Source organism: Sphingomonas arabinosi (assembly GCF_036663715.1).
Taxonomy (GTDB): domain Bacteria; phylum Pseudomonadota; class Alphaproteobacteria; order Sphingomonadales; family Sphingomonadaceae; genus Sphingomonas.
The window spans coordinates 16,870-31,007 of sequence record NZ_JAXOJN010000010.1; the positions used below are offsets into that span (position 1 = coordinate 16,870).

Sequence of the window (14,138 nt, forward strand, 5' to 3'; positions counted from 1 at the left end):
CCGCGTGCCGGGCGCATTATGAAAATCCTATGACAGTGGCTCCACCGGATGGATCGCGCGATCGCCGGATCGAGATCCCTTCCAATCTTTGGCTGATTCACCCGGCAGGCCGTGCGCTTTTGCCGCTTGCATTGGCGCGTGGGATTTCAGCGAATTCGGTGTCGATCGCCGGGCTTTGCCTCGGTGGAGGAGCCGCGCTCGCTTATACCCAGTGGGGAAACGGGGCGCTCGCGCTGGTCGGACTGGTACTGTCGATCGGCTGGCTGATCGCCGACGGACTCGACGGCATGGTGGCCCGCGCCACCAAGACCGCGAGCCCGCTTGGGCGGATGCTCGATGGGTTGTGCGATCACGGCGTGTTCGCGCTGATCTACACCTCGCTGGCGATCACGATCGACACGCCCGAGGGTTGGATCCTCGCCTTTGCGGCCGGTGGCGCGCACGCGGTGCAGTCGAACATGTACGAAGGCGAGCGCGCGCGCTTCCATCGTCGCATCAAGGGCGTGGCACTCGAAGCGCCGCCCGTGCCCACCGGCAACGCGCTCGTCCGCTTCTACGACGGCGTCGCGAGCAGCATCGACCGCATCGCCATGCCGTTCGAGCGCACGCTCGGCCAGTCGAGCGACCCGGTCGCGCTCGGCGCGCTCTATGGGGCCCGGGCCGTCGCGCCATTGCGCTTCATGGCCTTGCTTACCGCGAATGTGCGAGTATGGGCGATCTTCGTCGCCTGCTTCGCGGGCAACCCACGCATCTTCTGGTGGTTCGAGATCGTCGCTTTGACGCTCGTCGCCATCGTCGGGCTCGTCTGGCACCGTCGTGTCGAACGGGCTTTCGTCCGCACTTCCGCAACGCGACCGAAGACCGCGTCGCGCATGCATCTTTCGTAAGGAACAGGGTCAGTAATGAATAGCATTCGGATCGCCGTGGTCGGCATCGGCAACTGCGCGAGCTCGCTCGTCCAGGGCCTCGAGCATTATCGCGAGGGGGCAAACGACCAGGTTGGCCTGATGCATTTCGACATGGGTGGCTACAAGCCGAGCGACATCAAGGTCGTCGCGGCCTGGGACGTCGATCGTCGCAAGGTCGGCAAGGACGTCGCCGAGGCGATCTTCGCCAAGCCGAACTGCACCGCGGTGTTCGCACCGAACGTCGGCAACACCGGTACGATCGTGAAGATGGGCAAGAAGCTGGACGGCGTCGCCGACCACATGGCCGACTTCAAGGACGACCGTACCTTCCTGGTCTCCGACGCCGCCGAGCCGACGCGTGAAGAGGTCATCGCCGACCTCAAGGCCTCGGGCGCCGACGTGCTGATGAACTACCTGCCGGTCGGTTCGCAGGAAGCTACCGAATTCTACGCCGAGTGCGCGATCGAAGCGGGCGTGGCGTTCGTCAACAACATCCCCGTCTTCATCGCCTCGAACCCGGTCTGGGCGAAGAAGTTCGAAGACGCGGGCGTCGCGATCATCGGCGACGATATCAAGGCGCAGCTCGGCGCGACGATCGTCCACCGCGTACTGACCGACCTGTTCGCGAAGCGCGGCGTGAAGCTGGATCGTACCTACCAGCTCAACACCGGCGGCAACACCGACTTCCTCAACATGTCGAACCATCGCCGTCTCGAGTCGAAGAAGATCTCGAAGACCGAGGCGGTCCAGTCGGTCGCGGCCGAGCGGATGGACGACGATAACGTCCATATCGGTCCGTCGGACTATGTCCCCTGGCAGAACGACAACAAGGTCTGCTTCCTGCGCATGGAAGGCCAGCTGTTCGGCGGCGTGCCGATGAACATCGAGCTGCGTCTTTCGGTCGAGGACAGCCCCAACTCGGCCGGCGTCGCGATCGACATGATCCGTTGCGCCAAGATCGCCAAGGATCGCGGCATCGCCGGCGTGATCGATCCTGCCTCGGCCTATTTCTGCAAGCACCCGCGCACGCAGATGACCGACGATCTCGCACAGATCGAAGTCGAGCGGTTCATCAAGGCTGCCTGACATGATCGAGACGGCTGTCATCCTCGCCGCCGGGGAAGGCAGCCGCCTTCGCACCTCCGCCCCGTACAAGCCGCTCTGCGCGGTCGCGGGGCGGCCGTTGATCGCACATGCGCTCGAAGGACTGGCGGAAGCTGGTTTCGCACGCGCGATCGTGACGGTGAGCTACGGGCGCGAGGCGATCGAAGCGTATCTCGGGAGCCGTCGCTGGCCGCTGAAGGTCGAGACGGTGCTAGCCGATCACCGCGAACCTAACGGCGTGTCGGTGCTGGCGGCGCGCGATGCGCTGGCCGGTAGCGAAGCGATCCTCGCAATGTGCGATCACCTCGTCAGCCCAGACCTCTACGCCCGCATGGCCAAGGCCGGCGCTGGCGGCGGTCTCCGTCTCGGCATCGATCGAAGGCTCGGCCATGACTGGGTCGACCCTGAGGACGTCACCTGCGTCGCCACCGAAGGCGACCGCATCATCGCTATCGGCAAGGGCCTCGAACCGCACGACTGCTACGACACCGGCGTTTTCGCGATCGGCCCTGCGCTCGCGGACGCACTGGCGACGCTGGCCAGCCCTTCGCTTACCGAAGGCGTCCGCCTACTCGCCGCGCAAGGCCTGGCCCGCATCGTGGATTGCAGCGACATAGACTGGATAGACGTCGACGACGCCCCCGCACTCGCCAAGGCCGAAGCCTGGATGGCGACCAAGGCGGATGCGGTAGCAGCTTAAGCCATCGTTCTCCTGCGAAAGCAGGAGTCCAGGATACCGAACGAAACGCGCCTGACCCTGGACTCCTGCGTTCGCAGGAGAACAGTCACTCGGGCTGAGCGTCGACCCGCGGATCGGGCACGTCGAGCGTCGCACATGTCCCGACTTCAGCATTCTCGATCGTCACCGTCCCGCGCAACTGCCGCGCGAGGCTCCCGATCATCCGCATCCCCAGGCTCTTGCGCGACGCCGTCTTCAGATCGAAGTCCGCCGGCAACCCCGCGCCCGTATCCGAGACGGTCAGCACGATCCGCCCCTCCGCACTGCGGATCGTCACGGCAATCGCGCCGCCCGCGTCGTCATATGCATATTTGATCGCGTTGGTGACGAGCTCGGTGACCAGCAACCCGACCGGGATAGCGGTGTCCGCGCTAATCAGGATCGCGTCGATGTCGCACTCGATCCGGTGGTTCGGCGCCTGCTCGGCCAGCCCTGTGGCGATCCCGCACACCAGGTCGTTCAGCGCCACGATCCCGACCTGCTCGCCGCGCCACAACTGGTCGTGGGTCTGCGCGATCGCCGTGATCCGCGCCTGTGCGTCGCCGAGCAGCCGCGTGATCCGCGGATCGTCGTCCTCCTGCATCTGCAGGTTGAGCATCGCCGATACCAGCGCGAGGCTGTTCTTCACGCGGTGGCTCGCTTCCCGCGTGAGCAGTTCCTGATGCTCCATCGCATCGCTCAGTCGCTGCTCGGCATGCTGCCGCTCGATGGCAACGCCGATCAGATTGGCGAAGCCCTGCATGAACGACAGGTCGGCCGGTTCGAACTTGCCTTCGTCGGGGCTGTCGACCTCGAGTACGCCGAAGCGTTTGCCCGACGTTTCGACCAACACGTTGATCGCCCGGCGGATGTTGTGCTCGGCCATGAACGCGGGCGTCCGAAACCGGTCCTCGTTCTCCAGATGGTTCGAGATCACCGCCTCGCCGGTCTCCAGCGCAAAGCCCGCCGGCGACGCGAGATCGGTACGCATCTCGGTCGATCCAACCACGCCGGGCGCCCAACCCGTCCCCGCACGAACGAGCAAACTGTCCTGCTCGGGACGATATTCCAGGAACTTGCAATATTTCGACCGCATGCCTTCGGCGCATAATTCGGTAGCGCGCTGGAGCATGGGATCCAGATCCCGCGCGCGCAGAGCCTCGATCCCGAAATCGGCCAGGATAGACTGCTGGCGAAGACGATACTGAAGCTCGCCGGCGCCCGGAGGGGCATCTCCACCCGGAGATTGCTCGATAACTGTCACGCCTGCTCCGTTCGTCGGAATTACGGGTCTGTCCTGCCGGCCCTAGCTAGAGGATCAACATGGCGGTTGCAGGGCGGCCTGCGGGTACTCGTGCGATTGCGCGATATCTTCGCGCACGGTGCCATCCCGCACCGCCCCGCATCCGTAATTCTGATCACCCTATCCGTCATCCTGACGAAAGTCAGGATCCAGAGTTGCTTGACGCTGTTCTCCGTAACCCTAGGTCCTGACTTTCGTCAGGATGACGGTTGAAGCTCGTGAATGCCTGTCCGCCCCAAGTCCGCCGCAGCCCGGCAATCCGGGCTCGCGGCGGGATCTTGTCGATCAGCGCGTCAGCTTCTTGTACGCCAGACGCGTGGGCCGATCTGCGGCATCGCCCATGCGGCGACGCTTGTCCTCCTCGTACGATGCGTAGTTGCCCTCGAACCACTCGACATGGCTGTCGCCCTCGAACGCCAGAATGTGCGTCGCGAGGCGATCGAGGAAGAAGCGGTCATGGCTGATGACCACCGCGCAACCCGCGAACGTCTCCAGCGCCTCTTCGAGCGCACGGAGCGTCTCGACGTCGAGATCGTTGGTCGGCTCATCGAGCAGGAGGACGTTGCCACCCTCCTTGAGCATCTTGGCCATGTGCACGCGGTTGCGCTCACCGCCCGACAGCTGGCCGACCTTCTTCTGCTGGTCCGGCCCACGGAAGTTGAACGCGCCGACATACGCCCGCGTGCCCATCTCCTGCTTGCCGAAGCGGAAGATCTCGAGCTCGTCGGAGATTTCCTGCCAGACGTTCTTGTTCGGATCGAGATCGTCGCGGCTCTGGTCGACGTAACCGAGCTTGACGGTCGAGCCGACCTCGATCGTGCCCTCGTCCGGCGTTTCCTGGCCGGTGATGAGCTTGAACAGCGTCGACTTGCCAGCGCCGTTGGGGCCGATCACGCCGACGATGCCGCCCGGCGGCAGCGTGAAGTCGAGACCGTCGAACAGCAGCTTGTCGCCATACGACTTGGTCAGGCCCTTCGCCTCGATCACCTTGCCGCCGAGACGTGCCGGCAGCTGGATCAGGATCGCGGCCTTGCCGGCGACGCGGTTCTCCTGCTTCTCCATCAGCTCGTCGAACGCGCGGATACGTGCCTTCGACTTGGTCTGGCGGGCCTTGGGGGTCTGGCGCATCCAGGCCAGCTCGTCGGCGATCGCCTTCTGCTTGCCGGCCTCTTCGCGCTCTTCCTGGCTGAGGCGCTGTGCCTTCTTCTCCAGATAGCCCGAATAGTTGCTCTCGTAGGTGTAGTAGCGCCCGCGGTCGAGCTCGAGCACCCAGTTGACGACGTTGTCGAGGAAGTAGCGGTCATGCGTCACGAGGATGACGTTGCCGGTATATTCCTTGAGGTAGTTCTCCAGCCACGACACGCTTTCGGCATCGAGATGGTTGGTCGGCTCATCGAGCAGCAGGATCTGCGGCTTTTCCAGCAGCAGCTTGCAGAGCGCGACGCGGCGCTTCTCGCCGCCCGAGAGGTTCACGACCGACGCATCGCCCGGCGGGCAGCGCAAGGCCTCCATCGCCTGTTCGAGCTGGCTGTCGAGCGCCCAGCCGTCGACCGCGTCGATCTTGGCCTGAAGCTCGCCCATCTCTTCCATCAGCGCGTCGAAGTCGGTGTCGTCCTTCGGGTCGCCCATCTCGGCCGAGATTGCGTTGAACCGGTCGACCAGGTCCGCGACGGGCCGCACGCCGTCCTTGACGTTGCCCATCACGTCCTTGGTGGGATCGAGCTGAGGCTCCTGCGCCAGATAGCCGACGTTTACGCCTTCCGCCGCCCAGGCCTCGCCGGTGAAATCGGGATCCATGCCGGCCATGATCTTCATCAGCGTCGACTTGCCCGAGCCGTTCGGACCGATGATCGCGATCTTCGCCGAGGGAATGAACTGCAGGTGTATGTTGTTGAGAACGGGCTTGTTGGCACCGGGGAAGGTCTTCGACAGACCCTTCATGACGTAGGTATACTGGACGGCCATGTGGGTGCCGAGCTCCGTTCTGAATAAGGGCGGGATTTGACGTGCGCAGATAGCGATGCGGCGAGCCGTTGGCAAACGGGGAGCGCCGACATACGCTGCGCTCATGATGAAACGCACCCTGCTCGCGGCGCTGGCCGCCTCCGCCCTCACCTCCCCTCTGTCGGCGCAGCGCACCGCCGCCCCGCCGACTGCGGCGGATGCAAAGGTCGCTGCACTCCGTGACAAGGCGCTGACCGACGACACCGCGTACAAGATCGTCGAGGGGATCACGACCGAGGTCGGCCCACGCATGACCGGCACCGAGGCGGCACCGCGGGCGCGCGCCTGGTCGGTGGCGAAGCTAAAGGCGCTGGGGTTCAAGAACGTGCGGATCGAAACATACCAGCTGCCGGTCTGGTCACGCGGCACCGAGAGCGGGGAACTGGTCGCGCCCTATGCGCAGAAGCTGCATCTGGTCGGCCTCGGCAATTCCGGCGCGACGCCGCCGGGAGGGCTGACCCTGCCGATCGTGTATTTCCCGACATACAACGACCTGGCGCTCGCCGCCGACGGCAGCCTGAAGGGCAAGATCGCTTTCGTGTCGAACGCGATGCAGCCGACCCAGGACGGATCGAGCTATGGATCGCAGGGCACCGCGCGCTTCGTCGGACCGAACGTCGCCGCCAAGAAGGGCGCGGCGGCGATCGTGATCCGGTCGATCGGCACCGATCACGGCCGCGGGCCGCACGCGGGCAACACCAATTTCGAGGCGGGCGTGACGCCGATCCCCGCCGCGGCGCTGTCGGTCGCGGACGCTGAACATGTCGAGCGGCTGGTTAAGCTCGGCAAGCCGGTGACGCTGAAGCTGGTGCTCGAAGACAAGCAGGCCGGGATGCAGGAATCGGGCAACGTCGTCGCCGAGGTTCCGGGCACCGACCCCAAGGCGGGCATCGTGCTGGTCGGTGGCCATCTCGACAGCTGGGATCTCGGCACCGGCGCGATCGACGACGGCGCGGGCATCGCGATCACCGCGGCCGCCGCCAAGCTCGTCATGGACAGCGGCCAGCGCCCACGCCGGACGATCCGCGTCGTCTGGTTCGGTGACGAGGAGAGCGGCGGGTTCGGCGGAACCGCCTACGCCAAGGCGCATGCCGGCGAGCGTCACGCGACCGCCGCCGAATCGGACTTCGGCGCCGATCGCGTCTGGCGGTTCGAAAGCAGCCTGCCCGCCGCGGCCAAGCCTATCGAGGACCGTCTCGCCGTCGCGCTCGCGCCACTCGGGATCATCCGCGGTGCCGATGTTCCGCACGGCGGCACCGATGTCGGCCCAATTATCGCCACGGGGGTAGCCGGGATCGACCTCAACCAATCGGGCCTGCGCTACTTCGATTACCACCACACGCCGGAGGATACGCTGGATCTGATCGACCCCGAACAGCTTCGCCAGAACGTCGCAGCTTGGACCGCGATGATCGCTACAGTAGCCAATGCACCCGAAGAAATCGGCTCGATTGTGCCTCATAAGTGACGAGTTGCGGCAACCGATCTGTCATCGTTCTGCCGCAAACCTTGCGGGCGGATGATTTAGCGGATTGACCGCCCGCCGGGGTCCGCTATTTGACGGGACTTCGCGACGGCAATCGGGTCGGCCGCGAGTGAAACTATGCTTGGGAGCATTCGAATGAAGAAGATCGTTCTGATCGCTGCTGCCGCCGGCCTGATGTCCGTCGCAGCCTGCAGCAAGTCGCCAGAAGCCGCCGCAGTTGAGAACAACGCGGACATGCTGGCTGACAACATGGAAATGCAGGCTGACAACATGGACGCCATGGCGGACAACACCTCGAACGCAGTCGCTACCGACGTGCTCGAGAACGCTGCTGACAACATGAACGCAGCTGCCGATAACGTCCGTGACGCTGCCGACGAGAAGACCGACAACATGAACTAAAATCTGTCGGGCGTTTCTACGCTCGATAGGATTTAGTGTCGGAAAGGGCGTTCCTTCGGGAGCGCCCTTTTTCTTTGCCCTTTTGCTTGTGCGCTCTTTTGCGGGATGTCCGCTTGCGCTAACGCAGGCGCCGGTGGGGCCTGTAGCTCAACGGTTAGAGCTGGCCGCTCATAACGGCTAGGTTGCGGGTTCGATTCCTGCCGGGCCCACCAACCCTTCCCCGATACTGCGAGAACGAGATCGGTTGCACCGAAGTGCGCACGGCTGAATTCCTCAATGTTTAATGACACTTAACATCCATCCGCGAACGGATGTGTAGTTAAGATTCTGTAAACGAACTCGCGTGACAGCGACTTGACGTGCTTTAGACAGCGAATTGCGCTAAATGATCGATAGTCGGTAGATTTTCGATGTTTCTGAACAAAGTGTCAGGTACAGGCATTTACGTGGATTGCGACGATCCTCGTCGTAGCTACGGGAGATGCTTAATGTTTATCAAATCTTTGGCCATGGCTTCGGCCGGCCTGGCGCTCGTCGCCGCACCTGTCGCCGCTACCGCCGCACAGACCAGCTCGGTCAGCAGCCTGTCGGTTGCGAAGTCGGCTCGCGCAGGCACGGCGACCGTCAAGAAGAACAACTTTGCTGACGGTGGCCTCATCGTAGTCGCACTCGCAGCAGTCGCCGTAGGCGGCGCGCTGTATCTCGCGATCGACGGCGACGACGACGATTCGGACAGCAACTGATCGTTCGGGCCGGTGCTAACGCACCGGCCCATTCGTACCGCATTTCGGTACGCGACATTCAGCGGATGGCACCGGTGCCGAGCTGCGTGTTCAAATACACCGTGACGAGCGCGGCGCGCTTTGCATCCTCGATCTTGTCGGCACCCGCCGCATGGCCGCCTTCGGGGTTCTCGTAATAGAAGAACGGGTCGCCATAAGCCTCCAACCGCGCCGCGAATTTTCTCGCATGACCGGGATGGACGCGATCGTCCTCGGTCGAGGTATAAATGAACGGCGTCGGGTATCCCACGCCGCGCTTCAAATTCTGATATGGCGAGTATCGCGCAATGAACGCCCAGTCCGCGGGCTTGTCCGGGTCGCCATATTCCCCGATCCACGACGCCCCCGCCGACAGATGCGAGTAACGCTGCATGTCGAGCAGCGGTGATCCCATCACGATCGCACCGTAAAGGTCCGGGCGCTGCTCCATCGCCACGCCGACCAGCAGGCCGCCGTTCGACCGTCCCGACACCGCGATCTTCCGCTTGGCGCTGACGCCGGTCCGCACCAAGTCGTCACCGACCGCATGCAGATCGTCATACGCCTTCTGCCGGTTCTCGCGCAGTGGCATCTGGTGCCAGCTTGGCCCGTACTCGCCGCCGCCGCGAATGTTGGCGAGCACGAACGCGTTGCCCTCCTCCACCCAGAACAGTCCCGCCGGACCCGACCGATAGGGCTGATCGACGAGGTAGGTCGGCGTCTGCGCGTTGCGGAAGCCGCCATAGGCGTGGACGAGAGCAGGCACCGGCCCGGTCGTGCCCTTCTTGCGCACCAGGAAATACGGGATCTTCGTGCCGTCCTTCGAGGTCGCGAACCGCTGTTCGACTTGCATCGTCGACGCATCGAACCGCGCGGGCAAAGTGTCGACCGCGACCGGCTTTGCATCGGGGCGGACGGCATACAGCGCGGGCGGGCTGAGGAAACTCTCGACCATCGCAAACGCAACGTCGTCCTTCGCCGCAGTCGCATCGAGGTGGATCGTCGACGATGAAGGCAGAGCCGCGACCCGCTGCGTCCAGACGCCGTCCGCGCCGCGCGTCAGCGACACCAGCCGCCCCGAGACATCGTCGAGCATCTTGACCCACAGCACCGACCTGCTCGAATCGACCTGCTCTACCGCCTGCGTCTTGGTCGGCACCAACACGCGCTCGATCGTCGGTGCACGCCCCGCCAGCACGTCGGCGATGCCGTACGCCACCACCGAGCCGCTCGGGATTCCGCGCCAGTCGGAGGCTAGCGTAGCGATCAGGCAACCGTCGAGCACGGTGTTCAAGACCGCATCGTCGGGCAAGGGGGACGGCACCAGCCGTCCGTCGTCGGCGACGTGACTCCGCTTCGAATGGAAGAAATCGACGTTGCGCGAGACGACCGCGTAACGCCGGTCAGCTTCGGTGTAGACATCGGTGTCGATCCCGACATCGTCCTGCATCGCGCTCGTGACGATCGTCGCGGACGCAAGCGGCGTTCCACGCTGCCAGCGCTTCACCGTTCGTGGATAGCCGGACTTGGTAAGACTGCCGGAACCGAAATCGGTCGCGACATACATCGCGTCAGGACCCGCCCAGTTCAGCCGGGTCTTGAAGCTCGGCACGACGAAGCCGTCCGCGACGAACTTGCCCGAGGGAATATCGAATTCGCGCTCCTCGACCGCATCGCCACCGCCGTTCGACAGCGCGACCATGCAGCGATCGTAAGACGGCGACCGGCACGTCGCGCCCTTCCACACCCAACTCTTGCCCTCCGCCTTGCCCAGCGCGTCGACGTCGATCAGCGTCCGCCACGCCGGCTTGCCGCTGCTGAACGACGCCAGCGACGCGACCCTCCACAGGCCGCGCACGTTCGTCTTGTCCTGCCACAGGTTCAGCACCTGATCGCCGACGATCTGGTCCGGCGTCGCGATCTGGCGATCCGCTTGCAACAGGTCGAGCGCGCGCTGGCGATAGCGCGCATAACCAGGCTTCGCCTCCAGCGCGGCGAGCGACCGCGTGTTCCACCGCTTCACCGTATCGAGCGCACGCGCGCCGTGGATATCCTCAAGGTACAGGTTCGGATCGGTAGCGGGGGCCGGCGTCTGCGCCAGCGTCGTCGTCGAAAGGGCCAGCAAGGCCAGGAACGGCAGGCGTCTTTGCATCATCACTCTCTTTTCGTTCGATGATGCGACCTTAGGCAGCCCGGCCCGCTCTGCTAACCCCTTCTCTCCCGCCAACCGCGATCACTCGGCCTCCAGCGCGAGAAGTGCGAACGTCGCCAGCCAATGCTCGCCCATGTAATCGTCCGCGAGGTGCGGCAGTGCCTCGGCCAGATGCGCGTTGGCGACCGCGCGGGCAGCTTCAGGTTCGGGCAAAGCGTCGGCGATCGTCCGCCAGCACCACGCGCGAGACAGGTTCACGCCATCGAGATGCGCGAGGCGGCCGTCCGAACGGTCGCTGACGATTGCCGGCGCGCGGAGGCAAGCCGTCGCCGGACCGAACGGGTCGGGCAGGAACGCCGCCAGCCACGGCGCGAAATCGCCACCCAGCACGTCCTTCATCAACGCTGCCTCGCACAACGTCGCCGACAGGAAATCCTCCCCGCTTGGCTCGAACGGCCGGCAATCCCGATCGTCGCCGTACCAGTCCCGCGCACGCGTCTCGATCAGCACGGCCAACGACGCGTCATGCGTCCGCGCCCAGCGCAGCGCATGGACGAGCGCGAACGCGGTACAATCATGCTTCCCGCTCCGCACCGGATAGACGAGCTTCGGCAAATACGCCGCAAACCGAGCCGCAAATGCCCGCGCCAACGGTTCGACCGCCACCGCCCAGGGCCGGTCGGGCCGCCGCGCCAGTTCGTCATGCAGGGCAAGCAGCCAACCCCAGCCATAAGGCCGCTCGAACCCGCCCGTCCCCGGCCGATCGAGATAGGCCACCTCGCCCGCGACCAACGCAGGCACCAGCATCCGATCCGCCAGCGCCTCGACCGCCGCGGCTTCCGGCATGTCCGGGTACAGCCGGGCGAGCCGCATCACCTGCCACCAGCCATGGACGCAGCTATGCCAGTCGAAACTGCCGTGAAACACCGGATGCAACGTCTTGGGCAGCGCCAGGTCACTCGGCCCGTCCAGTACCTGGTCGAGCTTGTACGGCCATTCGCGGGTCAGATGCCCCAGCGTCAGCCCGGCAAATCGCGCCGCGGTCGCGCGGTCGAGCGCATGTGTCATCGCGTCATCCCAAATCGTTCGTCGGACATCCGGTCAACTGCTGTGATCCGAAATGATCTTCCACACCGCGCCCCGCCGCTCGATCACGAGCGTCGTCATGCCGGATTCGCTCGTCGACGGTCCGGTCAATGTCCAGCGGGCGAACAGTATCACATGCGCCGGATCCAGCCCCCGCATTTCCAGGAACGCGAACGACAGCTTGCCGCGCGCATTGCCCGTCCCGCCAAAGCTCGGCCGGTATTTGGCGGAGATCGCCTCCTTGCCGCGCAGCAACCCCTTCGGCGTCACGAACACGGCATCCTCGGCATAGACGTCCATGAACCGCGCGAGGTCGCCAGCGTTCCAGCCCGCCGCGCTAGTCTCCATCGCCTTGCGGATCGCGATCTCGGCCGGCGTCTGCGCGATCGCAGGCGCGGCGATCGCCATGATCGCGAGGGGTAGCATCGTGCGTCGCATCAGTTCGTCACTCCCGCGCCATCAATTCCAGCAACGCCGCCTCACCCACCGGTTCGGACAGCAGGAAGCCCTGGTACAGGCTGCACCCGCCCGCGGCGAGCAATTCGAGCTGCGCGGGCCGCTCGACGCCCTCGGCGATCACCGCCAGTCCCAGCGAACGCGCCATCGTGATCGCCCCGGCCACCACCACGCGGTCGCGCGCACTGCCATCGATGTCCCGCACCAGCGCCTTGTCGATCTTCACGTAATCCAGCGGCAGCGACTTCAGATAGGCGAGGCTCGAATAGCCCGTGCCGAAGTCGTCGATCGCCACCCGGCACCCTGCCCCGCGCAGTTCCGCGAGCAACGCCGCCGCCGCCGCAAGGTCCTCGATCAGCCCGGTCTCGGTAATCTCGACGGTCAACCGTCCCCGCGGAAACCCGCTCTCGTCGATCCGCGCCAGGAACAGCGCGCCGAACCCCGGCCGCGTGATATCCGCCGCCGTCAGGTTCAGCGACACGCGCAACGTTCCCAGCGCCTCCGGCCATGCAACCGCCCGCGCCAGCACCAGCCGCTGGATATGGTCTGACAACGCGATGCCCAGATCGGCCCGGTCGGCGGCATCGAACAGCGTATCCGCACCTAGCGGCCCAAGTGTCCGGTGATTCCAGCGCGCCAAGGCCTCGACCCCGGTGATTTTGCCACTCGCGATCTCGACCTGTGGCTGCCAACGCAGGTCGATCTCGTCGCGCTCGATCGCATGGTGCAGGTCGATCGCCAGCGCGTCGATCGGCGCGACCCCGTCGGGCAGGGCGACGTGCAGCACCGATCCGTCGCTCGCCTTCGCCTCGGCCAGCGCCTCGCTCGCACGACGCAGCAACGCCGCCGCATCGTCGCCCGGCTGGCGCTGCGCCACACCGAAGCGGCAGCCAAGGACGGCACGCGTATTCGCCACCGCGAACGGCCGCGCGAGCGCCGCATCGAGTGCGGTGATCGCGGCCGTCACCGCCGCCCCCGCCGCCTCGATCACCAGCACGAACTCCGACCCGCCGAGCCGCGCGACCATCGCATCGACGCCGATCGCCCCACGCGCGACCGTCTCCGCCCGCAGCACCGCAGCCTCGATCAGTTCATCCACCGCAGGCCGGCCATGCGCCGCGTTGACGATATCGAGCCGCGACAGCGCGACGAGCACCACCGTCACCGGACGTTCTTCGGCGATCCGCCCTACGATCCAGCGCCGCGCTTCGCCGGTCTCCCTGTCGAACGGCGAAGCGCCCGGTATCGCGCGCCGATCGATCGCGCCGCTGGATGCACGAGCGGCGTAACGCCCCGCGAACCGCAGCGCCTGGACGAGTTCGCCATCGCTGGCGGGGCTGGCGAGGAACTGCGTCGCGCCGGCATCAAAGAATTCGCCGATCGCCTCGACGTCGCTGCGTGACACCAGCACCAGCAACGCGGCACCGTTGGTGGCGACGATCCCACCCAGCCTGCGTGTCGCCGACAGTCCGTCGTCGAGCGCACCGCGCGCATCGATCAGCGCCACCGCCGCACTGCTGGCGAGGAATCGTCGCTCCAACTCGTCGGCATCGTTCGCAACCGCCGCCCGCCATCCCGCACCGGCTCCTGCGCTCGCCAAAATCTCCGCGATCTCATCATGTTGACGGAACGATACCGCGAACAGCGTCGTTGCCATCTGCATGTCTTCCATATCCGTCGCACCCCGCTCCATCGGTGCGAGCCTAGCCGCCGCATCGCCGCGCGCCAATCCAATACCAGCCGATCCGGCCTTGTTAG

12 protein-coding genes and 1 tRNA gene are annotated in these 14,138 nt (G+C 65.3%); 7 read left to right on the forward strand and 6 right to left on the reverse strand.

Features of this window, described 5'->3' with window-relative positions; all coding sequences use genetic code 11:
- The first annotated feature begins 29 nt into the window (after nt 1–29).
- From U1708_RS15295 to U1708_RS15305, 3 genes are read left to right on the forward strand one after another with little or no spacing between them, the layout of a single operon-like run.
- A complete protein-coding gene (locus U1708_RS15295) occupies nt 30–887 on the forward strand; it encodes a CDP-alcohol phosphatidyltransferase family protein (protein WP_332746681.1) in 858 nt (285 codons plus the stop codon).
- 15 nt (nt 888–902) lie between these two features.
- The gene (locus U1708_RS15300; RefSeq protein WP_307084350.1) at nt 903–1,994 is read left to right on the forward strand and encodes an inositol-3-phosphate synthase; all 1,092 of its coding nucleotides are present in this window, start codon (nt 903–905) and stop codon (nt 1,992–1,994) included.
- A 1-nt stretch (nt 1,995) separates the two neighbouring features.
- Complete coding sequence (locus U1708_RS15305; RefSeq protein WP_332746682.1) at nt 1,996–2,712, forward strand: NTP transferase domain-containing protein; 717 nt, start codon at nt 1,996–1,998, stop codon at nt 2,710–2,712.
- 85 nt (nt 2,713–2,797) lie between these two features.
- Here U1708_RS15305 and U1708_RS15310 read toward each other — a convergent pair whose 3' ends face one another.
- Nucleotides 2,798–3,994 carry a sensor histidine kinase gene (locus tag U1708_RS15310; protein WP_332746683.1) on the reverse strand — a complete coding sequence of 399 codons (1,197 nt, stop codon included), beginning with the start codon at nt 3,992–3,994 and terminating at the stop codon, nt 2,798–2,800.
- A gap of 324 nt (nt 3,995–4,318) precedes the next feature.
- Nucleotides 4,319–5,998 carry an energy-dependent translational throttle protein EttA gene (ettA, locus tag U1708_RS15315; RefSeq protein ID WP_307084344.1) on the reverse strand — a complete coding sequence of 560 codons (1,680 nt, stop codon included), beginning with the start codon at nt 5,996–5,998 and terminating at the stop codon, nt 4,319–4,321.
- Nucleotides 5,999–6,104: 106 nt separating this feature from the next.
- Between ettA and U1708_RS15320 the strand changes: the two genes are divergently transcribed.
- From U1708_RS15320 to U1708_RS15335, 4 genes are all read left to right on the forward strand, one after another.
- Nucleotides 6,105–7,505, forward strand: coding sequence for a M20/M25/M40 family metallo-hydrolase (locus U1708_RS15320; RefSeq protein WP_332746782.1), 1,401 nt, complete (start codon nt 6,105–6,107; stop codon nt 7,503–7,505).
- A 153-nt stretch (nt 7,506–7,658) separates the two neighbouring features.
- On the forward strand, nt 7,659–7,925 hold the full coding sequence (locus tag U1708_RS15325; RefSeq protein WP_031393308.1) for a hypothetical protein: 267 nt from the start codon (nt 7,659–7,661) through the stop codon (nt 7,923–7,925).
- A gap of 136 nt (nt 7,926–8,061) precedes the next feature.
- Nucleotides 8,062–8,137, forward strand: a tRNA-Ile gene (locus tag U1708_RS15330).
- Between the two features lie 276 nt (nt 8,138–8,413).
- Nucleotides 8,414–8,668 (forward strand): hypothetical protein, encoded by a 255-nt coding sequence (locus tag U1708_RS15335; protein WP_307084335.1) that lies wholly within the window; start codon nt 8,414–8,416, stop codon nt 8,666–8,668.
- Nucleotides 8,669–8,726: 58 nt separating this feature from the next.
- Here U1708_RS15335 and U1708_RS15340 read toward each other — a convergent pair whose 3' ends face one another.
- From U1708_RS15340 to U1708_RS15355, 4 genes are all read right to left on the reverse strand, one after another.
- Complete coding sequence (locus U1708_RS15340) at nt 8,727–10,841, reverse strand: prolyl oligopeptidase family serine peptidase (RefSeq protein ID WP_332746684.1); 2,115 nt, start codon at nt 10,839–10,841, stop codon at nt 8,727–8,729.
- Nucleotides 10,842–10,919: 78 nt separating this feature from the next.
- The gene (locus U1708_RS15345; protein ID WP_332746685.1) at nt 10,920–11,906 is read right to left on the reverse strand and encodes a DUF2891 domain-containing protein; all 987 of its coding nucleotides are present in this window, start codon (nt 11,904–11,906) and stop codon (nt 10,920–10,922) included.
- A gap of 33 nt (nt 11,907–11,939) precedes the next feature.
- Complete coding sequence (locus U1708_RS15350) at nt 11,940–12,362, reverse strand: YybH family protein (protein ID WP_332746686.1); 423 nt, start codon at nt 12,360–12,362, stop codon at nt 11,940–11,942.
- A gap of 7 nt (nt 12,363–12,369) precedes the next feature.
- Nucleotides 12,370–14,043 carry an EAL domain-containing protein gene (locus U1708_RS15355; protein ID WP_332746687.1) on the reverse strand — a complete coding sequence of 558 codons (1,674 nt, stop codon included), beginning with the start codon at nt 14,041–14,043 and terminating at the stop codon, nt 12,370–12,372.
- Nucleotides 14,044–14,138: the final 95 nt, after the last annotated feature.